This is a genomic window from Saccharopolyspora rosea (assembly GCF_025643595.1).
Classification (GTDB): Bacteria; Actinomycetota; Actinomycetes; order Mycobacteriales; family Pseudonocardiaceae; genus Saccharopolyspora; species Saccharopolyspora rosea.
The window spans coordinates 4,318,970-4,344,975 of sequence record NZ_CP102826.1; the positions used below are offsets into that span (position 1 = coordinate 4,318,970).

21 protein-coding genes are annotated in these 26,006 nt (G+C 72.7%); 7 read left to right on the forward strand and 14 right to left on the reverse strand.

The window, feature by feature from the left end; genetic code table 11:
- Positions 1–13: 13 nt before the first annotated feature.
- From NV263_RS19945 to NV263_RS19985, 9 genes are all read right to left on the reverse strand, one after another.
- Positions 14–1,123, reverse strand: a complete 1,110-nt coding sequence (locus NV263_RS19945; protein ID WP_263247959.1) for a glycosyl hydrolase family 18 protein — start codon at positions 1,121–1,123, stop codon at positions 14–16.
- Positions 1,124–1,133: 10 nt separating this feature from the next.
- Positions 1,134–2,108, reverse strand: a complete 975-nt coding sequence (locus NV263_RS19950) for an NAD-dependent epimerase/dehydratase family protein (protein WP_263247961.1) — start codon at positions 2,106–2,108, stop codon at positions 1,134–1,136.
- Positions 2,108–3,229: a glycosyltransferase gene (locus NV263_RS19955; protein ID WP_263247962.1), complete on the reverse strand. Its 1,122-nt coding sequence runs from the start codon at positions 3,227–3,229 to the stop codon at positions 2,108–2,110. The genes NV263_RS19950 and NV263_RS19955 overlap by 1 nt, the downstream gene beginning before the upstream one ends.
- Positions 3,226–4,596 (reverse strand): sugar transferase, encoded by a 1,371-nt coding sequence (locus tag NV263_RS19960; RefSeq protein ID WP_263247963.1) that lies wholly within the window; start codon positions 4,594–4,596, stop codon positions 3,226–3,228. Before NV263_RS19960 ends, NV263_RS19955 begins: the two co-directional genes overlap by 4 nt.
- Positions 4,593–5,825, reverse strand: coding sequence for an NAD(P)-binding domain-containing protein (locus tag NV263_RS19965; protein WP_263247965.1), 1,233 nt, complete (start codon positions 5,823–5,825; stop codon positions 4,593–4,595). The genes NV263_RS19960 and NV263_RS19965 overlap by 4 nt, the downstream gene beginning before the upstream one ends.
- Positions 5,822–7,147, reverse strand: a complete 1,326-nt coding sequence (locus NV263_RS19970; RefSeq protein ID WP_263247967.1) for a carboxylate--amine ligase — start codon at positions 7,145–7,147, stop codon at positions 5,822–5,824. The genes NV263_RS19965 and NV263_RS19970 overlap by 4 nt, the downstream gene beginning before the upstream one ends.
- Before the next feature lie 10 nt (positions 7,148–7,157).
- Positions 7,158–8,504: a nucleotide sugar dehydrogenase gene (locus tag NV263_RS19975; RefSeq protein ID WP_263247968.1), complete on the reverse strand. Its 1,347-nt coding sequence runs from the start codon at positions 8,502–8,504 to the stop codon at positions 7,158–7,160.
- Between the two features lie 108 nt (positions 8,505–8,612).
- The gene (locus NV263_RS19980) at positions 8,613–9,347 is read right to left on the reverse strand and encodes a polysaccharide deacetylase family protein (protein ID WP_263247969.1); all 735 of its coding nucleotides are present in this window, start codon (positions 9,345–9,347) and stop codon (positions 8,613–8,615) included.
- A 106-nt stretch (positions 9,348–9,453) separates the two neighbouring features.
- Entirely contained in the window at positions 9,454–11,157 is a 1,704-nt protein-coding gene (locus NV263_RS19985; protein ID WP_263247970.1) for an amidohydrolase, read from the reverse strand.
- 215 nt (positions 11,158–11,372) lie between these two features.
- Here NV263_RS19985 and NV263_RS19990 point away from each other — a divergent pair, with 215 nt between their 5' ends.
- Both NV263_RS19990 and NV263_RS19995 read left to right on the forward strand, forming a co-directional pair.
- Positions 11,373–12,035 (forward strand): phosphatase PAP2 family protein, encoded by a 663-nt coding sequence (locus NV263_RS19990; protein WP_263247971.1) that lies wholly within the window; start codon positions 11,373–11,375, stop codon positions 12,033–12,035.
- A gap of 401 nt (positions 12,036–12,436) precedes the next feature.
- Positions 12,437–13,270, forward strand: coding sequence for an IS5 family transposase (locus NV263_RS19995; protein ID WP_263247972.1), 834 nt, complete (start codon positions 12,437–12,439; stop codon positions 13,268–13,270).
- 147 nt (positions 13,271–13,417) lie between these two features.
- Here the strand turns inward: NV263_RS19995 and NV263_RS20000 are convergent, their stop codons facing one another.
- Positions 13,418–14,482: a 2-oxoacid:ferredoxin oxidoreductase subunit beta gene (locus NV263_RS20000; RefSeq protein WP_263247973.1), complete on the reverse strand. Its 1,065-nt coding sequence runs from the start codon at positions 14,480–14,482 to the stop codon at positions 13,418–13,420.
- Positions 14,479–16,269, reverse strand: coding sequence for a 2-oxoacid:acceptor oxidoreductase subunit alpha (locus NV263_RS20005; protein WP_380757857.1), 1,791 nt, complete (start codon positions 16,267–16,269; stop codon positions 14,479–14,481). The genes NV263_RS20000 and NV263_RS20005 overlap by 4 nt, the downstream gene beginning before the upstream one ends.
- Before the next feature lie 482 nt (positions 16,270–16,751).
- Between NV263_RS20005 and NV263_RS20010 the strand changes: the two genes are divergently transcribed.
- The 4 genes from NV263_RS20010 to NV263_RS20025 all read left to right on the forward strand — a co-directional run bounded on the left by NV263_RS20010 (position 16,752) and on the right by NV263_RS20025 (position 21,719).
- Complete coding sequence (locus tag NV263_RS20010; RefSeq protein ID WP_263247975.1) at positions 16,752–17,693, forward strand: alpha/beta hydrolase; 942 nt, start codon at positions 16,752–16,754, stop codon at positions 17,691–17,693.
- Between the two features lie 236 nt (positions 17,694–17,929).
- Complete coding sequence (locus tag NV263_RS20015; protein ID WP_263247977.1) at positions 17,930–19,303, forward strand: dihydrolipoyl dehydrogenase family protein; 1,374 nt, start codon at positions 17,930–17,932, stop codon at positions 19,301–19,303.
- A 274-nt stretch (positions 19,304–19,577) separates the two neighbouring features.
- The gene (locus NV263_RS20020; RefSeq protein WP_263254277.1) at positions 19,578–20,912 is read left to right on the forward strand and encodes an amino acid permease; all 1,335 of its coding nucleotides are present in this window, start codon (positions 19,578–19,580) and stop codon (positions 20,910–20,912) included.
- Between the two features lie 24 nt (positions 20,913–20,936).
- The gene (locus tag NV263_RS20025; RefSeq protein WP_263247978.1) at positions 20,937–21,719 is read left to right on the forward strand and encodes a FadR/GntR family transcriptional regulator; all 783 of its coding nucleotides are present in this window, start codon (positions 20,937–20,939) and stop codon (positions 21,717–21,719) included.
- A 234-nt stretch (positions 21,720–21,953) separates the two neighbouring features.
- Here NV263_RS20025 and NV263_RS20030 read toward each other — a convergent pair whose 3' ends face one another.
- Complete coding sequence (locus NV263_RS20030) at positions 21,954–22,817, reverse strand: dimethylarginine dimethylaminohydrolase family protein (protein WP_263247979.1); 864 nt, start codon at positions 22,815–22,817, stop codon at positions 21,954–21,956.
- A gap of 228 nt (positions 22,818–23,045) precedes the next feature.
- On the opposite strand from NV263_RS20030, the gene NV263_RS20035 reads away from it, so the two are divergent.
- Positions 23,046–23,393, forward strand: a complete 348-nt coding sequence (locus NV263_RS20035) for a hypothetical protein (RefSeq protein WP_263247981.1) — start codon at positions 23,046–23,048, stop codon at positions 23,391–23,393.
- 37 nt (positions 23,394–23,430) lie between these two features.
- Here NV263_RS20035 and NV263_RS20040 read toward each other — a convergent pair whose 3' ends face one another.
- Both NV263_RS20040 and NV263_RS20045 read right to left on the reverse strand, forming a co-directional pair.
- Positions 23,431–24,636, reverse strand: coding sequence for a sensor domain-containing diguanylate cyclase (locus NV263_RS20040; RefSeq protein ID WP_263247982.1), 1,206 nt, complete (start codon positions 24,634–24,636; stop codon positions 23,431–23,433).
- 74 nt (positions 24,637–24,710) lie between these two features.
- Positions 24,711–25,997: an alpha/beta hydrolase gene (locus NV263_RS20045; protein WP_263247984.1), complete on the reverse strand. Its 1,287-nt coding sequence runs from the start codon at positions 25,995–25,997 to the stop codon at positions 24,711–24,713.
- Positions 25,998–26,006 lie beyond the last annotated feature (9 nt).

The following is a 26,006-nucleotide window of genomic DNA, read 5'->3' on the forward strand; positions in this document are numbered from 1 at the left end:
AGTCCGGCTCGCCTCACTTCGCCGCCGGGAGGCTCTTCTCCAGTTCCGGCCAGGTGCCGTTGTCCTCGTAGCCGTACATCCACAGGTAGACCCCGCGGATCCCGGCGCCGCGGGCGGCGTCGAACTTCGCCTTGGAGCTGGCGGAATTCTCGAACCACACCTCGTGCTCGTGGCCCCGGTCGTCGGTGTAGCGGAACCACGGCGACTGGGTGGCCGGGTCGTACTCGGGTTTCGCGTTGTGCTTGGTGGACAACCGGAACGCCTGCAACCAGGTGACCGACTCGCCGTGCCCTTCGGACCAGTCGTAGCCGTACAGCGGCACGCCGAGCACGATCCGGTCGGGCCGGATCTGGGTGCGGGCGTAGTCGAGGACCTCGCGGACCCAGCCGATCGGCGCGACCGGTCCCGGCGGCGAGGTCCCCCAGTGGTAGTCGTACCCCATCAGGCGGACCTGGTCGGCGGCCCGGCCGATCGCGGCGTAGTCCTGCGCCACGTTGCGCTCGTCCACGCCCGCGTCGGTGGTCTTGGCGAACAGGGCCACCGACAGCGTCTTGCCCTGCGCGTGCAGCGCGGCGCCGAGCCGGTCGACGAACGCGGTGAACGCCTGCCGGTCGGTGCCGCGCAGGTTCTCGTAGTCGATGTCGATGCCCGCGTAGTCCTCGCGGTGCACCAGGTCGACGATCTCGTCGACGTGCCGCTGCATCCGCACCGGGTCGTGCAGCACGCGGGCGACCGGGCCGTACTCCCACTTGCCGTTGGTGATGTTGGCCAGCGACGGGACGATCGGGATGTCCGCGTCGCGCAGCCGGGTGAGCTGGTCGTTGACGTCGGCGGCCTGCTCGGGCGGGTACTGGGTGGCCAGCCCGCCGTCGGAGTTCAGGCCGTACACCCACGGCGAGACCTCGTTGACGAACCGCTGGTTGCGCACCGCCGTGTTGGTGCCGTTGCCGAGGTTCCAGAACGGCAGCGACGCCACGACGAGCGTGCTGGGCGGGCCCGCCGGGGTGCGGGGCAGCGCGGTCACCACCACCAGCAGCACCGCCCCCGCGATGAGCGCGAGGAACCACAGCGACCCGCCGAGGCGGCGCCACCGGCGGTTCCCCACCGCGCGTTTCCGCAGCATCGCATCCCCCTCATGCCGTGACCGCGTGGCCTCCGCGGACCTGCTCGTCGATGACCGCGCGGATGATGTCGTCCAGGGTCCGCTGCGGGCGGAACCCGATCAGTTCGCGGGCCCGCGAGCAGTCCGGGACGCGGCGCTGCATGTCCTCGTATCCGGGCCCGTACGCCTCCTCGTAGGGCACCCGGACCGTGCCGCTGGACGAGCCGGTCATCGCGATGATCCGCGCGGCGAGCTCCTCGATGGACACCTGCTCGTCGCTGCCCAGGTTGACCGCCATGCCCTGCGCCCGGTCCAGCTCCGCCAGCCGGACCACGGCCGGGACCACGTCGGCGACGTGGCAGAAGCAGCGGATCTGCCGCCCGGTGCCGAAGATCGTCAGCGGTCGGCCCTCCAGGGCCTGGGCGACCAGTCGCGGGATGACCATGCCGTAGCGGCCGGACTGGCGCGGACCCACGGTGTTGAACAGCCGCACGATCACCGCCCGCAGCCCCAGTTCCCGGACGTAGGAGCAGGTCAGGCTCTCGTCGATGGCCTTGGCCTCGGCGTAGGTCCAGCGCGACTTCAGCGGCGAGCCGATGATCCGGTCGTCGCCCTCGGTGAGCCCGACCTTGGTGTTCTTGCCGTAGATCTCGCTGGTCGAGGCGATCAGCACGCGCACGCCGCGCCGGTGCGCGGCGTCCAGCACGTTCTCGGTGCCGTGCACGTTGGTGAGCAGGCTCTGCAGGGTGCGCTCCTGGATGACGAACGCCCCCACCGCCGCGGCCATGTGGAACACGACGTCCACATCGGACACCAGATCGTCCACGAGGGACCCGTCCAGGATGGTCCCCTGCACCAAGCGGAAACCCGGGTGCCCGGTGGGCAGGTTGGACATCTGGCCGGTGCTCAGGTCGTCGATGCCGAGGACGTCGTGGCCGTCGGCGAGCAGGTGCTCCACCAGGTGCGAGCCGACGAACCCGGCGGCTCCGGTGACCAGTGCGCGCATCAGTGCCTCCCCGATCCGACCGGCTGCGGGGCGCCCGCCCGGCGCTCCCGCAGCCGCACGTACAGGTCGTCGATCCGCTCGGTCACGGCTTCGATGCCGTAGGCGCGGCGGATCGCCGGTTCGTCGGCGCGGCCCCGGTTCGCGGCGATCTCCGCGGCGATCTCCCGGCTCATCGCCGCGGCGTCACCGGGCACCTGCCGCGCCCGGTCGGTGCCGATGCCGACCAGCGCGGGGCACGTCGTGTACAGCACCGGGATCCCGTTGGCCAGCGCCTCCAACACCGACAGGCCGAAGGTCTCCTGCTCGGAGCTGGCCACGAACAGGTCGAACGCGCTGAACATCGCGGCGACGTCGTGCCGCTCCCCGGCGAAGATCACGTGCTCGGCGGCGCCGTGCTCGCGGGCCAGCACCTCCAGCCGCCCCCGGTCCGCCCCGTCGCCGACGATCAGCAGTTTGGTGCGCTCCCCGACCAGCTTCGCCATCGCCTCGATGACCAGGTGGAACCGCTTGTTGGCGTCGAGCCTGCCGAGCACGCCGACCACGTAGGCGTCCGGCGGGATGCCGTGCTCGGCGCGGACCCGCGCGCGGGCCTCGGCGTCGAAGGCGACGCGGCCGAAGTCCACGCCGTTGGGGATCACCTCGATCTTGCGGGCGGGCATCCCCCAGTCCACCAGCCGCCGGGCGACCGTGTCGGAGACGGCGATGGTGGCGTCCGAGCACAGGTCGGTGCCCAGGTACAGGGCTCGCACCCCCAGCGTCATCCGGCGCCGCTCCAGGTGCGTCTCGCCGATCGAGTGCTCGGTGGACACCACCACCTCGGCGCCTGCCATCCGGGCCGCCAGCCGCCCGTACACGCACGCCCGGTACAGGTGGGTGTGCACCACGTCGTAGCCGCCGGCGCGGATCAGGTCGCGCAGCTGGAAGAGCTTGCTGATCTGGGTGTTGCGCGTCATGCCGAGATCGCGCACGCGCACCCCGTCGCTGCGGATCATCCCGGCCACGTCCCCCGGGTTGTACATCGACACGACGTCGGCGTCGTGCCGGGTGTGCTGCAGCACCGAGCGCAGCTGCAGTTCGGCCCCGCCCACGGCGAGTCCGGTGATGACGTGCAGAACCTTCATCGATTCCCCCCTGGTTGGATCAGGACCCGGGTCGCCTCGCGCAGCACGACCCCGGCGGTGCGCGCCACGATCACCGCGTCCCACCACGGCGACCAGTACTCGACGTAGTGGTTGTCGAACCGGGCGCGGTCCCGGATCGACGTGTCCCCGTGCAGGCCGTTCACCTGGGCCCACCCGGTCATGCCGCCGCGCATCCGGTGCCGGTCGGCGTAGCGCGGGATCTCCCGGGCGAAGCGCACCGCGTAGTACGGGCGTTCCGGGCGCGGCCCCACCAGCGACATGTCCCCGCGCAGCACGTTGACCAGCTGCGGCAGCTCGTCGAGGTGGGTGCGCCGCAGGTGGCGGCCGACGGCGGTGCACTCCTCGGCGCGGACCGCCCAGCCGCCGGGGTGCCCGGCGGCCACCGTGCGCAGCTTGACGACCTCGGTGGTCCGGCCGGAGCGGGTGACCCGCAGCTGCCGGAAGAACGTCGGGCCCCGCCCGGACAGCCGCACCGCGGCCGCCAGCGCCAGCAGGACCGGAGCGAGCACCACGAGCAGCAGCGCGCCGACGACGACGTCGAAGACGCGCTTGGCCACCAACGCGCCGCGACCGGGGCGGCGCAGCGGCAGCAGCGGCACGCCCCACAGGTCGTCGAGCCGCCCGCGCGGCACGGCCATGCCGATCTCGGCCAGCCTCGGCACCACGCAGCAGTCGACCCCGCGCGGGCGTTGCGCGCGCAGCGCGGACACCACCTCGGGGGCGTCCGAGCAGACGATCACCCGGGTGACCCCGAAGCGGGCGGCGACGGCGGCGAGGTCCGCGGGTTCCCCCAGCAGTGGCCGCACGTCGCCGGACCCGCGCGGGGCCAGGAAACCCCGAGGGCGCAACCCGAGCTCGGGGTGCTCGACCATCAACGCGGCCAGGTGCCGCGCGGTCGAGCCGGAGCCGACGAGGACCGCCGGCTCCGACAGGACCCCGCGACGGTGGGCGACCCGCAGCGCCGCGCAGACTGCGCCACGGGCCGCGACCACCGCCACGAGAGCACCGAACCCCGGCAGCAGACCGGTGTCCGGCGCCCACGGCAGCAGCGCCAGCAACGGCACCGCCACCGCGACGGCCAGCTGAGGCAGCTGGTCCGACGTTCGCAGACAGATCCGCACCCGGTGCAGGCCCTGGCAGCCCAGCGCGGCGAACACCCCCAGCGAGTACGCCGCGCCGAACCACCGGGCCGCACCGGTCCCCGCCGCGGCGACCGCCAGGGCGGCGGCGTCGGCCGCGGGGAGCGCGAGCCTGCCGACCAGCCGCCGCGCGCCCCCGGTCCGGACCGCGGGCGCGTCCCACGGTCCGGCGGAGGGCACCGCGCGCGGCAGGTCGGCGACGCTCATGCCCGGACTCCCCCCGCGGTGAACGCGGGACGGGCAGCGGTCGCGGCGAGATCAGCGGTGAGCTGCCGCGCCGCGTGGTCGGCGCCGTAGACGAAGCGCATCACCGGACCGTGGCTGGGTGCGACCAGCGGACCGGTGAAGTACAGCCCCGGCACCGACGACTCGAAGTGCTTGCCGACCCGGGGAGTGCCGTCCAGCAACGTGATCCGGGACCGCAGGTGGGTGCCCACCATCGGCAGCCGGGACAGCTGCGGCGGGAACCCGGTCGCGCAGATCACGTGGTCGGCGGTGAACTCGCGGGTGTCGCTGCCGGACACCCGCAGCCCGAGCCGCACCTGGTCCCCGGTCGGCTTGGCCCATTCGACGTGGTGGCCGACGTGCACCGGGAACCGGCCCTCGACGCGTTCCCGCAGCCACCACGCCCCGGCCGGGCCGAGCGCGCTGCGCGCCCGGTCCACCCGCACCGACTCGGGCAGCAGCCGGAACAGGTCCGGCCGTTCGGAGTAGAACCAGGTGGACAGCCCCGAACCGAGCCCCGCCTCGGGCTCCCGCATCCGCCTCCACAGTGGACGGTCGGGCAGCAGCGGGTAACCGTTCCACTCCACGCTCGGCGCGCGGACCAGCAGCCGGGTGCTCGCGCCGCTCTCGTGCAGCAGGGCCGCGGTCTCCAGCGCCGACTGCCCGGCGCCGACCACCACGACCTCCTGGCCGTCGAAGCGGCTCAGGTCGTCGTGATCGGAGCTGTGCGTGCAGTTCTCCCGCGGCAGGTCGGAGAACACCTGCGGGATCTGCGCGAAGTACTCGACACCGACCGCGACGACGACGCGCCGGGCGTGCGCCCGTTCGCCGTCGGACAGCGTCAGCGCGAACCGCCCCGACGCGCGGCTGATGTCGGTGACCATGACCTCCTCGACCTCCAGGCCGCGGCCCAGCTGGAACCACTCGCCGTAGTCGACGAAGTTCTCCACCGACACCGGCACGCCGTAGTCGGCGTAGTGGCGCCCGGTCTCCAGGCAGAAGTTGCGCAAGGTGTGCGTGCCGTCGGGGTCGGAGAGGTTCGAGGCGAACCCCTGCGACTTCAGGTACATCCCGCGCGGCATCCGGGACCGCCACAGGTGCATGGGCATCCCGAACTGGCGGTGCGCGACCCCGGCGCGGCGCAGGTGCGCGGCCAGGGAAAGACCGTACGGCCCGGCGCCGACGATCGCGACGTCGACGAGATCGTTCATGTGTGCTCCTCCTCGAACAGCCGCTCCCGGCGGCGCTTGATCGGCCATTCCGGCGCCAGGTTGCGGCCCGGGACGTACTGGGGTTCGGCCAGTTCCGGGTGGCGGGCGCGCCGCGGGACCGGCAACGGCCGGACCGCGGCGCGACACGCCGTCCAGACGCACATCAGCGCGAACGGCAGCAGGTCGTCACGGGCGAACCAGGCGGTCTCGTCCACGCCGCGCACCGACGACAACCACGCCCGCGGGCGCAGTTCCCCCCGCCGCCAGTAGCGCAGCGCGGCGACCGGGTCGTAGTTCTCGACCAGGAACCGCCGCCCTTCCGGCGGTTCACCGGCCGGTACCGGTTGCCCGGTCAGGTCCACATAGGACGCCAACGCGACGTCCATGCCCGCGCTGTCGGTGAACAACCGGAACTGGGCGCCCAGCCGCGGGTTGAAGTCCAGCAGCTTGTAGCGCCCGTCCCGGGCGTCCCAGCGGAAGTCCAGGTCGACGATCCCCCGGTAGCCCAACCGCTCCAGCAGTGCGGTCGCCTCCCGCGCCAGCTCCGGGTTCGGCCGGCAGCACCCCAGGCTGGTCAGCCCCGCGTGCGCGGGGTAGGAGCGCTCCTTGACCCCGGTGAACGCGGGCAGGCACGTCGAGGTCTCGTCGCAGTAGGCGTGGAAGAACCAGTCGGTGTCCGCGCCACCCGGGATGTACTCCTGCAACATCAGGCCGCCCACCCCGGTCTTGCCGCAGCGCTCGTGGAGCTCGGACAGCTCGTCGGCGGAGCGCACGATCGTGGTGCTGCGGACCTTCTTCGCCCCGGCGGCGCACCACGGGGTCGCCAGCTTGGCGACCAGCGGGTAACCGACGCGCTCGGCGAAGTCCTGCGCCTGCTCCCACGTGGTGGCGGGCACCGCCTCCGGGCACGGCACGCCCATCCGCCGGCACAGCCGGTACATCGAGTACTTCCCGGCCAGCGCCCTCGGCAGCTCGCGCGGTGGCCGCGCGAACCGGTACCACGGGCTCAGCTCGGAGCCGTGCTCGGCGAGGAAGATCGCCCCGGCGTCGTCGGTGGGGATCAGCACCGCCTGGCGCCCGATCCGCTCGGCCAGCAGCTGGAGTCCATCGAGGACGGAGTCGACGTCCTCGGGTTCCGGGCTCCACAGCCACCGGCCGCGCACGTAGCGCGAATGCGCCGCCGGGGCAAGGGAATCCTCGGCCACCGCGTACACCGGGACACCGGCCCGGCCCAGGCTGCGGATGACCCCGAGACCGCCGTGGTGCATGACGTTGGGGTCGAGCTTGAAGACCACCGCCGGGGTGGAGGTGTCGAAGCCCATCACCGCCTCCTCACAACACCTGGCGGTGCGGCACCGCGTCGAACTGGAAGGTCGTGTCGAGCACGCGCGGGCAGTCGCGCGCCCAGTCGTAGCGCGCGCCCGGGTGCGCGGTGTGGATCACGGTGACGTCCCAGTCCCGGCCGCGGGGTGTCTTCTCGCTGGTCATCCGGGTTCCGTCGGGCAGCGTGAGGCTCGGCACCAGCGGGTCGTGGTAGTGCACGTCGATGCCCAGCCGCCGCAGCCCGGTCATGATCGGCAGCGACGGGGACTCGCGCAGATCGCGCACCCCGGCCTTGTAGGTCACCCCGGCGATCAGCACCCGGGCACCGGAGTGGTCCACGCCCGCCTCCGCGAGCATCTCCACCACGCGCCGCACCACGCGCTGCGGGCGCTGGTCGATCGACCGCATCGCCTGCTCGATCAGCGGCACCGGTTCGGACAGCTGCCACAGCAGGTAGTGCGGGTCGCACGGGATGCAGTGGCCGCCCACCCCGGGTCCGGGGAAGCTGCCGAGGAAGCCGTAGGGCTTGGTGCCCGCCGCGATGGTGACCTCGATCGGGTCCAGTCCGAGTTCGCCGCACGCGTCGGCGATCTCGTTGGCCAGCGCCAGGTTCACCGCGCGGAAGATGTTCTCGTACAGCTTGGTCAGCTCCGCGGCCTCCGGCGAGCTGACCAGGTACACCTCGTCGGTCATCCGCCGCACCACCCGGGCGGCGCGCTGGGCGCAGCGCGGCGTCACCCCGCCGACCACGCGCGGGGTCTCCCGCTGCACGTGGTCGAGGTTGCCCGGGTCGATGCGCTCGGGGCTGAACGCCACGTGCACGTCGGCGCCCACCTCCATGCCCCTGGCCCGCAGCGGTTCGACCAGCAACCTGCGGGTGGTGCCGACGAACGTGGTGGACGTCAGGATGATCACCTGCCCGGCGCGGGCGCGGGAGACCACCTCCTCGCACGCCGAGCGCAGCGCGGACAGGTCGGGTTCGTGCTCGTCGTCCACCGGGGTGGGCACGCACACGATCACCACGTCGGCCTCGGACAGCACCGCCGGGTCGGCGGTCAGTCGCAGGCTCCCCGCGGCCAGGGCGCCGGCCAGCCCGCGCCGGTCGGCGTCGGGCAGGTCCACCTCGCCGTCGGTGATCGCGCGCAACCGCTGCTCGCTGATGTCGTAGCCGGTCACCTGCGCGGTCAGCGACCGGAGCGCGTAGGCGGTGGGCAGTCCCACGTAGCCCAGGCCGACGACCACCACCGACTCGCTGCGCGTCGCCGGAGTGGCCCCGGTGGGGTCGAACACGACCAGCCGGTCGGCCAGTTGTCGTTCCCGGCCGTTGATCGCCAGGGAAAGCTGGTGCTCGGTCACGGTCCCTCCCGATTCGCCGTGGTGCTGGGAAAACCGTCGCATCGCGGCGGTGCGGCGGACTCCCGCAGCGGGGTGAGCGGGACTACCGAATGGGAAGGACGCGGACGATCAGCGCGCGATCAGCTCGTGCCGCAACCGCTTGGCGACCAGGCGCAACGAGCCGTCCCGGTCGCCGACGTAGGTGCGCGGCAGCGCGTGGCGTCCGGACAGGTCGGACCGCCAGATCGCGCAGCCGTAGTCGTAGACCGACTCGACGGCGGCGACCGCGCGCGCGTCCAGATCGCCGTAGGGGTAGCAGAAACCGCGGACGTCCTGGCCCGACACCTCGGCCAGCACGGCGCGGCTGTCGGCCACCTCGTGCACCAGCTCGTCTTCGTCCAATTCGGACAGACGCTGGTGCAGCACGCCGTGCGAGCCGATCTCCACGCCCGCGTCGGCGATCTCGCGCACCTGCGCGGGGGTCATGAGCCGCTTGCGTGGGCCCTCCGGGTCCCAGGCGTTGAGCCCGCCCATCCGCCCGGCGATCACGAACACGGTGGCGCCGAAGCCGTGGCGGGCCAGCGCGGGCAGCGCGTTGAGCACGAAGTCGGCGTAGCCGTCGTCGAAGGTCAGCCCGACCAGTCCGCGGTCGTCCCCGGTCTGGCGGGCCAGCATCAGCTCGTGCATCGACACGCCGCGCAGCCCGGACCGGCGCAGCCAGGACAGCTGCCGCTCGAATCGCTGCGGGTCGACGGTGACCAGGTACGGGTCCCGCGCGTACACCGAGACCGAGTGGTACATCAGCACGTACGGGAACGGACGGCCGCTGTCGAACCGGGTCCCCGTGCTCACCGTCTGCGTCATGTCGCGGCCCGCCTCCCTCACCAGCAGGAACGGCGCAACCGTACGTCGCGCGTCGTGCCCCGGGGATCCGGTCGCTGCGGTACCGCCACTACCCCACCGGCACGATCTACAGCGCGCCGTACTCGCCGACCCGGCGGCCGGCGAGCCAGGTCTGCAGCACCGCCGTCCGCCAGCGGGCGCGGCCGGGCGGCGGCTCCAGCGGGTCCTGGTCGAGCAGGACGAAGTCCGCCCACTTGCCGGGTTCCAGGCTGCCCCAGGCGTTTTCACGGTGCGCCGCGTGCGCGGCGGCCAGCGTGAACGAGCGCAGCGCCTCCACCGGTGTCATGGCCTGGTCGTGGTACCAGCCGCCGAGCGGTCGGCCGTCCCGGTCGGTGCGGGTCACCGCGGCGTGCAGCCCGTCGAAGGGATTCTCCGAGGACACCGGGAAGTCCGAACCGGACGCGATGGGCGTGCCCTGGTCCAGGATCGTCCGCCACGCGTAGGCGCCCGCGATCCGCCGGTGCCCGACCCTCCGCTCGGCCATGTTCATGTCGTCGGTGGCGTGCACCGGCTGCATCGAGGCGATGAAACCGTTCGCCCGCAGCCTCGGGACGTCGCCGGGTGCGAGGACCTGCGCGTGCTCGACGCGGTGCCGCAGCCGGCTGCCGGTGGCGGCGAGCCCGGCCTCGTAGGCGTCCAGGACCATCCGGTTGCCCGCGTCGCCGATCGCGTGGGTGGCGACCTGGAAGCCGTCCCGCATGATCGCGGTGACGCGGCGGCGCAGCTCCGCGGCGTCCAGCTGGGGCAGTCCGGAGTTGCCCGGGTCGTCGTCGTAGGGCTCCAGCATGGCCGCGCCGTGGCTGCCCAGGGCGCCGTCGATGTAGAGCTTGACCGTGCCCACGCGCAGCAGGTCGCCGGCGAACGAGTCGCCGCGCGCCGCGGTGCCGAGTTCGGTGTAGGCGTCCCAGCTCAGGAACGAGTTGGTGCGCACGGTCAGCTCGCCCGCGGCCGCCATCCGGTGCAGCACGGCGAGTTCGGCCGCGCTGGTGCCCGCGTCGCTGACCGCGGTCAGCCCGACCTGGTTGAGCCGCCGCTGCGCGGCGCGGTAGTGCTCCCGGACGTCCTCGGTCGTCGGCTGCGGCAGCCGGTCCGCCACGAGGTCCTGGGCGGCGTCGACGAGCGCGCCGACCGGTTCGCCGCCGGGCGCGCGCACGATCTGACCGCCCCGCGGGGTCGGCGTCTCGCGGTTGATCCCCGCCTCGCGCAGCGCGGCGGTGTTCGCCACGCCCGCGTGCCCGTCGACGCGCACCAGCCACACCGGCCGATCCGGGACCACGGCGTCCACGTCGGCCGCGGTCGGCAGCCGCCCCAGGCCCCAGATCACGTCGTTCCACCCGCGCCCGGTGATCCACCGCTTCTCCGGGTGCCGCGCGGCGAAGTCGCGGAGCCGGTCCATCGCCTCGGCGAGGGACCGGGTGCCCACCAGGTCGAGTTCGGCGGTGAGCGCGCCGAGCCTGCCGAAGTGCCCGTGCGCGTCGTGCAGGCCGGGGATGAGCACCCGGCCGCGGCCGTCGACGCGCCGGGCCCCGCCCGCGCTCGCGACGTCGAGCCCGGCCACCCGGCCGGTCGCGTCGACGAGCAGGTTGCGGAAGGTGCGCGGACCGCGGGCGGTCAGCGTGAAGCCGCGGACGTCGTCGACGAGCACCCCGCCTTCCGGCGAGGGCGCGCACCCGGCCGCCGCGCCGCCCGCGACGGCCAACCCGGTCAACGCCAGGAACTGGGCACGGGTGATCCGGGGACCTCGGGAACGTCCGCAGCACGCCTGGCACATCGCAACCCCTCCGCCCGCAGCACTGATCGACCGCACGCGAAGCTACGACCACTTGGTTGACCAGTCAATCAACTTTCCGGGGCAATCGCCGCACCGGGCACCAGCGATGCTCGCGCCCGCGGCAAGGATCGCTGCCGCTCGCGAACCGGTCGAACCGGCCGTTGCCGAGCGGCTTCTCAGCGCGGTCTCAGACCGGTGCGCTAACGGTGGGGACCATGACTCGAACGACGACCCCGGCCCACGCGGGCGGCCGGGTCCGCATCGGCGCGGCGGGCGCGGGCCTGCTCGCGGCGATGCTGCTGCTGGGCTGGGCGGTCCACGACGACGTGCCCGGCATCGACGCCGCGGTGCGGCACGCGGCATCCGGCACCGCGCACACCGCCTTCGGCCACCTCGCGATGCTGTGGCTGGGCGTGTTCAACCCGCGGCTGCCGCAGATCGGCTTGGTGCTCATGGTGCTGTGGACGGCCTGGGCGGCCCTGCGGGGACGCCGCGATCTCGCCCTGCTGCTGGGCAGGACGACCCTGGTGATGGCCGCGTGCGCGGCCGAGGTGCAGTTCAAGTACCTGTTCCGGCGCGAACTGCCGATCCACCTGCCGCCCGGGATGCACCGCTATGCCTACCCCTCCGGGCACACCACCGCGGTGGCGGCGTTCGCGATCCCGCTGGTGATCCTCACCGCCCGGCTCGCGCACCGCCACTGGCGCACCGCGGCGGTGCTGGCAGCGGCGATCGTGACCGTCACGGCCACCTGCCTGGTCGCCCTGGGCGCCCACTACTTCACCGACGTCGTCGGCGCCACCCTCGGCACCACCGGCGTAGCCCTGCTCACCGCCGCGCTCCTCGACCTGCTACCCGCGAAACCCCGGGCGGCGTAGGCGTTCTCGCGGCTTCGGCGGTCGACCGGCCTCGAAGTCGGGTGACTCCGGACCCGTCCTGGCGTTCGGTGAGGCGGCGTTCGGCGCATTCCTCGACGCCGTGAAAGGCGGGCGGTTCGGCTGAGTGCCTGTCTTTGAACCTGCTCCCGGAACAGGCGTGGCAAGCGGCGCCAGCCGCTTTCTCTTTCGGTGAGTACGCAAGCAACCTGCACCGCCGCGGGTTCTCCGATGGGCACAGCGGCGCGTCAGCGCCTCCGTGGGGGGCGGTGGTCGGGTGACGGGCGGGCCGCTGAGTGCCTGTCTTTGATCTTGGGGGGTACCCGGGGGCGGGTATGAGAGAGGGCCTTTGCTAGTGATCGTGACAGCACATCAAGATCGACACAGCAAAGGCCCGATCCGCTTTGTACACCACCGCGCCGGCTGCCGGCTCGACGGCCCGTGCCCGCCGTTACCCCTCGGACACCACCGACGCCGAATGGGCAGTGATCGAGCCCCTGCTGCCCGCCCCGGCCTGCCGCACCTGCAGCGGAGGGCGTCCGGAAAAACACCCCCGCCGGGATGTCGTGGACGCGATCCGCTACTTCGTCGACAACGGCTGCAAGTGGCGGGCCCTGCCCGCCGACTTCCCGCCCTGGAAGACCGTCTACGGGTTCTTCACCCGCTGGAGCCGCGACAACATCGTCCTGGGCCTGCGCGACAGGCTGCGTGAGCAGGTCCGCGCCCGCACCGACCGCCACCGCACCCCCAGCGCCGGGATCATCGATTCCCAGTCGGTGCGGGCCGCCGAAACCGTCGGCCGCCACACCCGCGGTTTCGACGGCGGTAAAAAGATCAACGGCCGCAAACGCCACATCGCCACCGACACCCTCGGCCTGCTGCTGGGCGTGTCCGTGACCGCCGCCCACATCACCGACCGCCGCGGCGCCGAACTCCTCCTGCGCTACCTCCACACCCGCCACCCACGCCTGGAACTGGTCTTCGCCGACGGCAACTACAGCGGACGCCTGACCACCTGGACCCAGGCCGCCCTGGGCATCACCCTGCACATCGTCCGCAAAATCGCCGGACAAACCGGCTTCCACGTCCTGGCCCGCCGCTGGGTCGTCGAACGCACCCTGTCCTGGATCACCCAAGCCCGCCGCACCGTCCGCGACTACGAACGCCTCCCCGCCCACTCCGAAACCATCATCAACTGGGCCGCCATCACCCTCATGACCCGCCAACTCACCACCTAACCCAAGATCAAAGACAGGCACTGAGGTTCCGCCACCGGCACCGCCACCCACAACGAGTCCGAAGACAGGCTCAGAGACGCCCCAACAGAGCGGCCCGCCCTCCTCGCGGTCGAGGTGGACGGGCCGGTCGGTCGAGGCGGTCCCGGGTCAGATCGTCCAGGTGTCGTTGCCGGTGAGCAGCGCTTGGAGATCGCCGGGGCGGTTGTGCTCGGCTTCGGCGACCTGCTCGCGGGCCAGGTCGTCGTAGGTCGGGCGGCGGGCGGCGCGGAAGATGCCGGTGACCGTCGGGTCGAGGTCCTGGCCGCCCAGCCGGGACAGGGCGAAGGCGTAGGCCGGGTCGTCGCGATGCGCGTCGTGCACCACCACGTCCTGTTCGTCCACTTCGGACATCTTGGCGACGCGGAAACCGGCCGGACCGTCCGGGACGACGCCGTAGCGGCAGTCCTCCGGGCCGAAGACGATCGGTTCGCCGTGGCGCAGCGGGATGATCCGGCGCTGCTTCTCGTCGTTGTCCTTGAGGACGTCGAACGCGCCGTCGTTGAAGATGGGGCAGTTCTGGTAGATCTCCACCAGCGCGCTGCCCCGGTGCTCGGCGGCGGCCCGCAGCGTCTCGGTCACGTTCGCCCGGTCCGAGTCGATGACCCGCGCCGCGAACGTGGCCTCCGCGCCCAGCGCCAGCGACATCGGGTTGAACGGGTGGTCCAGCGAGCCGACCGGTGTGGACTTGGTGACCTTGCCGACCTCGCTGGTGGGCGAGTACTGGCCCTTGGTCAAGCCGTAGATCCGGTTGTTGAACAGCAGGATCTTGAGGTTGACGTTGCGGCGCAGGGCGTGGATGAGGTGGTTGCCACCGATGGACAGCGCGTCGCCGTCACCGGTGACCACCCACACCGACAGGTCCGGGCGGCTGGTGGCCAGGCCGGTCGCGATGGCCGGAGCGCGCCCGTGGATGGAGTGCATCCCGTAGGTGTTCATGTAGTACGGGAACCGGCTGGAGCAGCCGATGCCCGAGATGAACACGATGTTCTCCCGCTTGAGCCCCAGCGAGGGCAGGAAGCTCTGCACCGCGTTGAGCACCACGTAGTCCCCGCAGCCGGGGCACCAGCGGACCTCCTGGTCGGACTTGAAGTCCCTGGCCTTCTGCGGTTCGTCGGCGGCAGGCACCCCGGCCAGCCCGCCGAGATCCGGCATACCCAGATCGGTCGTGGTCACGCCGACACCCCCTGCACGACATCGGTGAGCACGTTCTGCAGCTCCTCCGCCTGGAACGGCAGCCCCGCGACCTTGGTGTGGGACCGCACGTCCACCAGGTAGCGGCTGCGCAGCAGCATGGCCAGCTGGCCGAGGTTCATCTCCGGCACGATCACCCGGTCGTAGCGCCGCAGGACCTCGCCGAGGTTGGCGGGCATCGGGTTGAGGTACCGCAGGTGGGCCTGCGCGATCGACATGCCCGCGGCGCGCACCCGGCGGCAGGCCGCGCCGATCGGCCCGAACGACGAACCCCAGCCCAGCGCCAGCACGCGCGCGTCGCCGTCCGGGTCGTCGACCTCGACGTCGGGCACGGTGACGCCGTCGACCTTGGACTGGCGCAGCCGGACCATGTGGTCGTGGTTGTCGGGGTCGTAGGAGATGTTGCCCTTGCCGTCGGCCTTCTCCAGGCCGCCGACCCGGTGCTCCAGCCCCGGCGTGCCCGGGACCGCCCACTCGCGGGCCAGCGTCTCCGGATCCCGCACGTACGGCCAGAACTCGCCGGAACCGTCCGGGGCGTTGGGCTCGGCGGCGAACCGCACCCGCAGATCGGGCAGCTGGTCGACCTCCGGGATCAGCCACGGTTCGGAGCCGTTGGCGATGGCGCCGTCGGACAGCAGCAGCACCGGCGTGCGGTAGTGCAGCGCGATGCGGGCCGCCTCCAGGGCGATCTCGAAGCAGTCCGCCGGGGAGCACGGCGCCACGACCGGCACCGGCGACTCGCCGTTGCGGCCGTAGAGCGCCTGCAGCAGGTCGGCCTGCTCGGTCTTGGTCGGCAGCCCCGTGGACGGGCCGCCGCGCTGGATGTCGCACACCAGCAGCGGCAGCTCCAGGGTCACGGCCAGCCCCAGGGTCTCCGACTTCAGCGCCAACCCCGGGCCGGAGGTGGTGGTCACGCCCAGCGACCCGCCGAAGGAGGCGCCCAGCGCGGCACCGATCCCGGCGATCTCGTCCTCGGCCTGGAAGGTGGTGACACCGAAGTTCTTGTGCTTGGCCAGTTCGTGCAGCACGTCGGAGGCCGGGGTGATCGGGTAGCTACCGAGGAACACCGGCAGTCCGCTGCGCTGCCCCGCCGCGACGATGCCGTAGGCCAGCGCGGTGTTGCCGGTGATCTGGCGGTAGGTGCCCCGGGGCAGCTGGGCGGGCGCGACCTCGTAGGTGACGGCGAACGACTCGGTGGTCTCGCCGTAGTTCCAGCCGGCGCGGAAGGCCAGCACGTTCGCCTCGGCGATCTGCGGCTTCTTGGCGAACTTCTCCCGCAGGAAGCGTTCGGTGCCCTCGGTGGGCCGGTGGTACATCCAGGACAGCAGGCCGAGCGCGAACATGTTCTTGCACCGCTCGGCGTCCTTCTTGCCCAGCCCGGTGTCCTCCAGGGCACCCTGGGTCAGGGTCGCCATCGCGACCTGGTGCACCGCGTACGGCTCCAGCTCGCCGGTCTCCAGCGGGTTGGCGTCGTAGCCGACCTTGGACAGGTTCCGCTTGGTGAACTCGTCGGTGTTGACGATGAGGATCCCGCCGTGCGGCAGGTCGGCGATGTTGGCCTTCAACGCAGCCGGGTTCATCGCGACCAGCACGTCCGGGCGGTCGCCGGGGGTGAGGATGTCGTAGTCGGCGAAGTGCAGCTGGAAGCTGGACACTCCCGGCAGCGTCCCGGCGGGGGCGCGGATCTCGGCCGGGAAGTTCGGCAGCGTCGCCAGGTCGTTGCCGAACGCCGCGGCCTCGGAGGTGAACCGGTCGCCGGTCAGCTGCATGCCGTCACCGGAGTCACCGGCGAACCGGATCACGACCCGGTTCAGCTTGCGGGTCCCGCTGTCTGGCGTACCGGTCGCGGTACCTGAGCCCGGCCGCGGCCGGTGCCCATTCGTCGTGCCCAATTGACCCGTTCCCTTTCACCTGTTCACCTGCGGGCAACGTTGTGCTGTGGCGAACGATACAGGCTCCCCCACCCCTTCCTACCGGGAGTAGGTCCGGGACTCAAGGCACTCCGCACGACCCCGCGCGACGCCGGACGATCTTGCCGGACGGCTCGACCGCAGGTCGCGGGGGCAGGCGCGAAACCGCCGGTCACGGCCGTGCCGCCGGTGGCTGTGACGTCCCCCATACCGCCCGGCGTGACGCGGGACACCGCCGGCGTCCCAGCATCCGGGAGCGGGATCGCTGGAACGGCCGATTCCGTTAGCACGACGTGATCGGCTTACATCACGTGACGACTGGGCGAGACCGGGAGGTTCCCATGCCGCTGCATCCGGACGCCGTGCCGTGGGTGGAGGCGGCGCGGGCCGGTTTCCCCGACCTCGGCGGTTCGGTGACCGACGCCGCGCGGGCCCGGGAGATGATGGTCGAGGCCGCCCGCGAGCCGGTGCGCGCGCCGATGGCCCGGGTCGAGGACCGGCTGGTCCCCGGCGCGGACGGGGTGAAGCTCCCCGCGCGGATCTACTGGCCCCGGAACAAACCCGGGCAGGCGCTGGTCGTCTACTTCCACGGCGGCGGCTGGGTGCTGGGCGGCCTGGACAGCCACGACGCGACCGCCCGCGCGCTGGCGAGCGGGGCGGGCACGATCGTCGTGTCGGTGGACTACCGGCTGGCACCCGAGCACCGGTTCCCCGCAGCAGCCGAGGACGCCTACGCGGCGACCCGGTGGGTCGCCGAGAACGCCGTCGAACTCGGCGGCGACCCGGCGCGGCTGGCCGTGGCCGGGGACAGCGCGGGCGGCAACCTCGCCACCGTGGCGGCGCGGCTGGCCGTCGAACGCGGCGGCCCGGAGCCGGCGTTCCAGCTGCTCGTGTACCCGGTGACCGACCACGACTTCGACACCGAGTCCTACGCCGACAGCGACGACGACTGCCTGGTGACCCGGCAGCACATGATCTGGTTCTGGGACCAGTACGCGCCCGACCCGGCGCAGCGCGACGACCCGCGGGCGTCGCCGCTGCGGGCCCGCGACCTCAGCGGGCTGCCGCCCGCGCACGTGGTCACCGCGGGCCGCGACCCGCTGCGCACCGAGGGCAGGCGCTACGCCGAGCGGCTGCGCGCGGCGGGGGTGCCGACGAGCACCCAGCACTGCCCCGGCCTGCCCCACGGCTTCGCCGGTTTCGTCGACCACCTCCCGCTCGCCGCGCGGGCGATGGCCCAGGCGCACGCCGTGGTCGCGGCCGCGTTGGACACCCGGAGCTGACCGAGGAGCCCCGAACCCGATGGGCTCCCCCACCGAGCCCGTGGAGCGGCCGGGCAACGAGCGGCCCTGCACCGCGTTCCCGGTCGGCCACCCGCACCGGACCGCGAGGTGCCCGACCTGACCCGCGAACCGCTCGACGGCGCGCTGATCCGGGTCTGAGCGCCTCCCCGGACGACGTGCGTTCACCAGGCGGGGGTGTTGCGCTTGGGCGAGGCACGAGTTCGGGGGGTGGCGCGGTGGCCGAAGAGGTCGACATCGTGGTCGTCGGCATGGGGCCCGGCGGGGAGGACGCCGCCTCGCGGCTGGCCGGTGCCGGGCTCGACGTGGTGGCGGTGGAATCCCGGCTGGTGGGCGGCGAATGCCCGTACTTCGCGTGCATCCCGACCAAGATGATGGTGCGCGCCGCCGACTCGCTCGCCGAGGCGCGGCGGGTCCCGGTGCTCGCCGGGCACAGCGCGGTCCGCCCGGACTGGACTCCGGTGGCCGACCGGGTGCGCGACGAGGCCACCACGGACTGGAACGACGACGCGGCCGTGCGCCGGTTCGAGGCCACCGGCGGGCGCCTGGTGCGCGGCACCGGGCGGATCACCGCCCCCGGCGAGGTCACCGTGTCCGGCTCCGCCGGAACGCTGGTGTTCCGGGCCCGCCGCGGCATCGTGCTCAACCCGGGCTCGGAACCGGTGATCCCGCCCATCGACGGACTCGACGGCACCCCGTACTGGACCAACCGGGACGCGGTGGCCGCCACCCAGCTCCCCGACTCGCTGCTGGTGCTCGGCGGTGGACCGGTGGGACTGGAGTTCGCGCAGGTCTTCGCCCGCTTCGGCGCCTCGGTGGCGATCGTGGAGATGTCCGACCGGCTGCTGCGGCCCACCGAACCGGAAGCCGCGGCGGTGCTGACCGAAGTGCTGCGCGGCGAGGGCGTGGACGTGCGCACCGGCGAGGGCGTCGACTCCGTGGAGCACACCGGTGGCCGGTTCCGGCTCCGGCTGAACTCCGGTACCGCCGTCGCGGGCGAACGACTGCTGGTGGCCACCGGTCGGCGCACCGACCTCGCGGCCCTGGGCGTGGGGGCGGTCGGGTTGGACGAGTCGGCGCGCAGCGTCCCGGTGGACGAGCGGATGCGCGCCGCCGACGGGGTCTGGGCCATCGGCGACGTCACCGGCCGCGGCGCGTTCACGCACACCTCGATCTACCAGTCGCGCATCGCCGCGGCCGACATCCTCGGGCTGGACGCGGAGGCCGCCGACTACCGGGCGATGCCCGCGGTCACCTTCACCGATCCGGAGGTCGCCACCGTCGGCCTCACCGAGGAGCGGGCCCGCGCGCAGGGCGTCGACGTGCGCACCGCCTGCGTCGACCTGCCGTCCGCGCCGCGCGGCTGGATCCACAAGGCGGGCAACGACGGTCTCGTCAAACTCGTCGCCGACGCGCGGCGCGCGACGCTGGTCGGCGCCACCGTGGTGGCGCCGCTGGGCGGGGAGGTCCTCGGCGCGCTCGCGGTCGCCGTGCACGCCGAGGTCCCGGTCGAGACGCTGCGCGGCATGATCTACGCCTACCCCACCTTCCACCGCACCATCGAAGCCGCACTGGCCGCTCTGGACGTTTAGCGCCTGCCTTCGAACTCGGTTCCGACGGGGCGTGGTAAGCGGCGTGAGCCGCTTTCTCTGTGGGTGAGTGGTCTCGCAGCCCGCACCGCCACGCACAACGAGACAAAGACGGGCTCTGAGGCGGGTTTCCGGTCCGTTACCGGTGTGTTGCTCCTCGTCGCCGCGACGGCGTCCGCGGGTGCGCGGGACGCAGACTGGCACGGCTCGAACCATCGGAGGAGGGGAACGCGTGCCCGAGGAGAACGGACTGCGCCAGAGCCTGCAACGGCGGCACATGAACCTGATCGCGCTGGGCGGGGTGATCGGCGCCGGGCTGTTCGTCGGCAGCGGTGTGGTCATCCACCAGACCGGCCCGGCCGCGGTGGTGTCCTTCCTGCTGGCCGGGGTGCTGTGCGTGCTGGTCATGCGGATGCTCGCCGAGATGACCGTGGCGCGACCGGCGCTCGGCTCGTTCTACGCGCACGTCCGCGAAGCGCTGGGGCCCCGGGCGGGCTTCGCCGTCGGGTGGATGTACTGGTACTTCTTCGTGATCGTGGTGGCCGTCGAGGCGGTCGCGGGTGGGCAGATCCTGCGCCTGTGGCTGCCCGGCGTGCCGCTGTGGGTGCTCAGCGGTGCGCTGCTGACGCTTCTCACCGCGACGAACCTGGTGTCGGCCCGGTCCTACGGCGAGTTCGAGTACTGGTTCTCCTCGATCAAGGTGCTGGCGATCGGGTGCTTCCTCGTCGTCGGCGTGCTCGCGGTGCTCGGCATCTGGCCGAGCGGGCACGCCGGGGTGGCGAACCTGACCGCGCACGGCGGTTTCGCGCCGGTGGGTGCGGGGGCGGTGCTGGCCGCGGTGGTGCCGTGCGTGGCGTTCTACACCGGTTCGGAGATCGTCACGATCGCCGCCGCCGAGTCCGCCGAGCCGCGGCAGGCGGTGGCGCGGGCGATGCGGTCGATCATCCTGCGCGTGGTCGGTTTCTACGTCGGCTCGGTGCTGCTGGTGGTCGCGATCGTGCCGTGGGACTCGCCGGAGATCCGGGTGAGCCCCTACGCGGCGGTGCTGTCGGCGCTGGGCGTCCCGGCGGTGAGCGCGGTGATGAACGCGATCGTGCTGGTGGCCGTGCTGTCCTGCCTGAACTCCGCGCTGTACACGGCGTCGCGGATGCTGTTCGCGCTGACCTCGCACCGGGACGCGCCGCGGGCGCTGACCAGGTTGGGCCGCGGCGGGGTGCCGCGGCGCGCGATCCTGGCGGGCACCGTCGTCGGGTACGCCTCGGTGCTGGCCGCGTTCCTGTCCCCGGACGTGCTGTTCGCGTTCCTGGTCAACTCCTACGGCGCGGTGGCGCTGTTCGTGTACCTGCTGGTCGCGGTGGCGCAGGTGCGGTTGCGGCGCCGCCTGGAGCGCACCGAACCGGAGGCGTTGACGCTGCGCATGTGGTTGTTCCCGTGGCTGAGCCACCTGACGATCGGCCTGTTGGCGGCGGTGCTGCTGGCGATGGCGGTGCTGCCGGCCACCCGTTCGCAGTTCTGGTTGAGCCTGGTGACGCTGGCGGTGATCCTGGCGGCCTACGAGGTCCGCGTCCGGCGCGCGGCCCCCGCACCCGCACCGCAGACGAGTCCACAGTAGACGGCTCGTACAATCGCCGGCGCAGTGACCGTTGTGCGGGGAGGTGCCGTGGCCGACGTCGACACCGTGCTCCAGGGCCGGGAGTGGCCGGCGTCGCGCCCCCGGACCGCCACCGCGCTGGCCGCCGTGCTGCGCAACCGGATCGCGCTCGGCGGCCTGCCGCCGGGCACCCGGCTGCCGACCGAGCGGGAACTGGCCGCCTCGCTCGGTGTCAGCCGCAACACGGTGCGCGAGGCGTTGCGCCGGCTCGCCGACGACGGGCTGGTGACCACCACGCTGGGACGTTCCGGCGGGACGCGGGTGCGCGAGGCTCCCCCGGAACACGCGAGCCGGGAGTCGATCGCCGCCGGTTTCCGCCGCACCATCGAGGAGTACATGCAGTACCGCGCGGCGATCGAGCCGCTGGCGGCGCGGCTGGCCGCCCGCAACGCCGAGCCCGCCGAGGTGCGCGAACTCGTCGGGTTGCTGCGCGAGCCGGCCCCGGACCTGGCGACCTACCACCGGCTGGACTCCCGGCTGCACGCCTCGATCGCCCGCGCGAGCCGCAACTCCGTGCTGGGCGAGGCGGTCGAACGGGCCCGCGAGGAGATGTTCGTGCGCGGCAACGTGCTGTGGCTGCGCACGAACTGGTCCGCGGTGTACCCCGGCGACGACGCGGTGCGCGACGCGTTCGGCGCCGAGCACCGGGAGGTCGTGGCGGCGATCGAGGCCGGTGACGCCGACGCCGCCGAGGAGGCGATGCGCCGGCACCTGGCCGAAGCCCACCGGCAGTTCCTGCGGCTGCTGGACGCCCCCGAGCACGGTTGACGCCGCGCACCGCCGCGGGCGGAGTGCAACGACTCCGGGGACACGCCCCCGACTTCGCCGGGCGGGAACGCTTCGCCGGGCGCCTCGTGCACCCGCGGCACTGGCCCGCGGACCTGGACTGGACGGGTCGGCGGGGTGGTGGTCATCGGCGACCGCGGTGACGCTGGTGCCCGAACCGGTGCCGAGCAAGTGACCGTGCTCCGCGGTCTTCGACCGACGCGCGCCGCGGCGGATTCAGTCCCGCAGCAGGGGCGCGGTGAGGCAGGTCGGGCCGCCGTCGCCCTTGACGGAGATCTCCGATCCCGCGTAGGTGTGCACCTCGCACCCGTGCGCCTCCAGGGCGGCGCGGGTGCGGGGGTTGCCCTCGACCATGACCACCACGCGCGGGCGCACGGCCAGGACGTTGCAGGCCATGGTGGCGTACTCGGCGTCGTCGACGGGGACGATCGTGACCCCGCGCGCGTGCAGCTCCTCCACCAGCCGCACCGGGGCCAGCGGCAGGTGCACCGCGGCCAGGTCCGGCGCCAGCGGGGACAGGAACGACATCAGGTGCAGCACGTGCTCGGGTCCCTGGTCGTGCGGCACGTCGACCGAGGTGACGCGCACGCCTTCGGGTTCGACCAGCTCGGCGATCTGCCGGATGCCCTCGTCGTTGGTGCGGTAGCTGCGGCCGACCAGCAGGGTCTCGGCGTCCAGCCACACGAAGTCGCCGCCGTCGGCGCGGGCGTCGCCGGTGAGCCTGCCGAGGATCGGGACACCCGCCTTCTCGAACGCCTCGCCGAGCAGTTCGGGTTCGGCGCGGCGGATCGGTTTGGCCATCTCGAACAGGATGGCGCCACGCCCGGTGACCAGGGCCGGGTCCCGCGCGTAGGTGGCGTCGACCAGGCCGTCGACGGCCGGGGCGACCTCCACCTCGCAGCCGAGATCAGCCAGCAGCCCGGCGAACCGCTCGTGCTGCCGCGCCAGCAGGTCGGGGTCGGGCTCGCGCCAGTCGGCGGCGGCGAAGTCGCCGGTCAGCGCCGGGGCGCGCAGCAGCACGCGGCGCAGTTCGGACGACATCGACCGCACCCCGAATTTTTGGGTCTTCGACAGGTCCATTTCACGGAGCGTAGCGAGGGGCGCACGACACCGTCAAGACGCGACCGAGCGACCGTTCGAGTTCCGGATGCCGCAAGCGTTCGCTCGTGCGTCGAAAGCTCCTGCGGGGAACGGAAAGTCGAACAAAGACTTGACGGTCCATTGAGGACTTATGGCCCTGTCGCCCGGGAGACCGAGCGGCGTTCAATGGGCGTTTTCGTGCCACGACCGCGAAGGACGGTGAGGGCGATGCGCAAGAAGACCCGGGTACTGCTCGGAACGGCGCTGATGGCGGCCCTGCTGGCGTTCTCGCCGCTGGGCATCGCCCAGGCATCGGCGGCACACGTGCCGGCGCGCAGCTCGGCCACCGCACTGCAACCGCAGATCGGGTGGCAGTACCACCAGGGCTTCCGCGTCGGCTACCGCTGGGGGCACGCCGACGGCTGGGCCGACGGCCGCTTCTGCAACCACATCCTCGGCCATCGCGACACGTTCCACCTGGAGCGGTTCCGCCGCAACGACTTCGAGCGCGGCTGGGAGGACGGCTACTCCCGCGGCTACGACTCGGGCTTCTGGGCCTCCTGCCACCGCCACTGAGGAACCCGTGGTGCGCGGCGCCGCCGGGGACCGGGCGTCACTGCTGGTCCGAGCGGCGGCGCCGCTTGCGGGAGTACATCTCCCGGTCGGCGACGTCGAGCAGCCGCTCCGGCGAATCCTGCGGGTCGGCGGTGACGGCGTGGCCGACGCTGGCGCTGAGCCGCACCGACGTGCCGTGCACCACGGCCTCGGTGTTCAGCCGCCGTTCGACCCGGTCGCGCAACGCGTGCGCCGCGTTCTCGTCGGCCAGCATGCTGACCACCACGAACTCGTCACCGCCCAGGCGGGCCACGGTGTCGCCGGCCCGCACCGCCAGTTGCAGCTCCCGCGCCGCGGCGATGAGCAGCTGGTCGCCCGCCGCGTGCCCGTAGCGGTCGTTGACCGGCTTGAGCCGGTCCAGGTCGACCAGCACCACCGCCAGCACCGCGTCGCCCCGCTCCAGCTGCTGCAACCCCTGCTCCAGCCGGTCGGAGAGCAGGGCGCGGTTCGCCAGGCCGGTCAGCGGGTCGTGCAGCGCCAGGTGCGCCAGGTGCGCGTCGACGAGCCGCTGTTCGCCGATGTCCTCGTACTGGCTGACCACGTAGGCCGGGCTGCCGTCGACCCCCGGGACCGTCGTCGCGCGGATCATGACCCAGATCGGGTGCCCCTGCTTGTGCCGGTAGCGCTTCTCCAGGGTCACCGCGTCCGCGCGGCCCTCGATGAGGTCCGCCAGCGAGTCGAAGCTCTGCGGCTCGTCGCCCTCGTACGTGATGTCGGTGAACGACATGCCCAGCAGCTCGTCGCGGTCGTAGCCGAGCATCGCGCACAGGGCGTCGTTGACCGCCGTCCACACGCCCTTGAGGTCGACCACCGCCATGCCGATGGGCGCGTTGGCGAAGCTGCGCTGCCACAGCAGCTCCGCTTCGCGGCGCGCGGTGATGTCCTGGAACTGGGACAGGAAGTAGCGCGGGGTCCCGTCCTCGTCGCAGACCACCGACCGGGCCACCAGCACCCACACGACACCACCGTCGGGACGCAGGTACCGCTTCTCCAACGGCTGGTCGGAAGGCAGCGGACCCTCCGGGTCGACGTCGTCGGGATGCGTCACGTCGCGGTAGTCGCGGCCCTCCAACTCGTGGGGTTGGTAGCCCAGCAGCCGGCACAACGTGGCGTTGACGTGCAGGTAGCGACCCTGCAAGTCCATGATCGCCATCGCGCCCGCGGCCTGGTCGAACACCCGCCGCCAGTCCTCCCCGGATCGCATGAGACACGCACGATAACGACCCCTCACTCAGGCCGCACCAGCAACCCGGCGGTTTCGGAGGACGGGCACCCGGCTCAGGCGTCGCCTCGGTTCATCGCCAGCAGCCGGTCCAGCACCGCCGGGGAAGCCTTGACGCCGTCGTGCTCGTACTCGTTGGTGACCCACGTGCGGGCCCCGCGGACCCGCCCCGCCGACTCCAGCGCCTGATCGCGGTCGACGTACATGTCGTCGTGGTAGACCGCCGCGGCGACCGGGACGTCGTTGCGGGCCAGCCGGTCCAGGTCGTACAGGGCGGGCCAGTCCCGCCGGTGCGCGAGCAGATCGGCGGCCTCCCGCAGCGGCACCAGCGCCGGGTCCTGCTCGAACATCCAGGGGTAGATCATCTCGCCGGTGAACTCGACCCGGCCGCCGCGCGAGAGGTCGAACCGGTCGAACTCGCCGCGCACCCGGTGCGCCGACCAGCGCGAGGCACCGCCCTGGCAGTAGATCGACTCGTGCAGCACGGCGTACAGCGGACGTTCGGCGAACGAGACCACCGCGTCCACCCCGCGCAGGAAGGTGTCCGAGAGCTCGGGCCCGCGCGGGCCCGGGACGAACGCCTCCTCCAGCAGGTAGTGCAACGCGTCGAAGCGGGCGCCCTGGCCGAACTGGATGCCGAGGGTCTGGAACCGCTCGGGCGTCAGCCGTTCGCCGGTGGGCATCCGCACGTCGTGCTCGGCGAGGTGGTCGACGACGCGCCGGGCGAGGTCGACGTCGCCCGGGTAACGCGCGTAGTAGGCGTCGTTCTTGGCCAGCACCCGCGGGTAGGCGGCGCGGTAGACGTCGTCGGCGTGGCCGGTCAACGTGGGGATGCCACCGGTGATCAGCACCTGCCGAAGGCCGTGCGGGGCCGTCGACAAGTAGGTCAGCGCGCAGAACCCGCCGAAGCTCTGCCCGAGCACCGACCACGGCTCCTCGCCGATCAGCCGTTCGCGCAGCACCTCGGCGTCCCGCACGATCGAGTCGGCGCGCAGCAGGCCCAGGTGCTCGGCCTGCTCGCGCGGTCCCATCCCGGCCAGGGTGGTGCGGTTGGCCGGAGTGCTGCGCCCGGTGCCGCGCTGGTCGAGCAACAGCACCCGGTGGTCGCGCAGCGCGCGGCCCAGCCACGCGCTGGTGCTCAGCGGGCGTTCCGCCTTGCCGCCCGGACCGCCCTGGAAGTACACCAGCCACGGCAGCCGGTCGTCCTCCTTGCCCGGCGCCACCACCTCCCGGCCGAACACCTCGATCTCCGGCGACTCCGGGTCGCCGTGCCGCAGCGGGACCCGGAACACGTGGTCCCGGGCGACGAGGCCGGGACGGCGGTAGGTGGTGACCACGGACATGCGCGCACT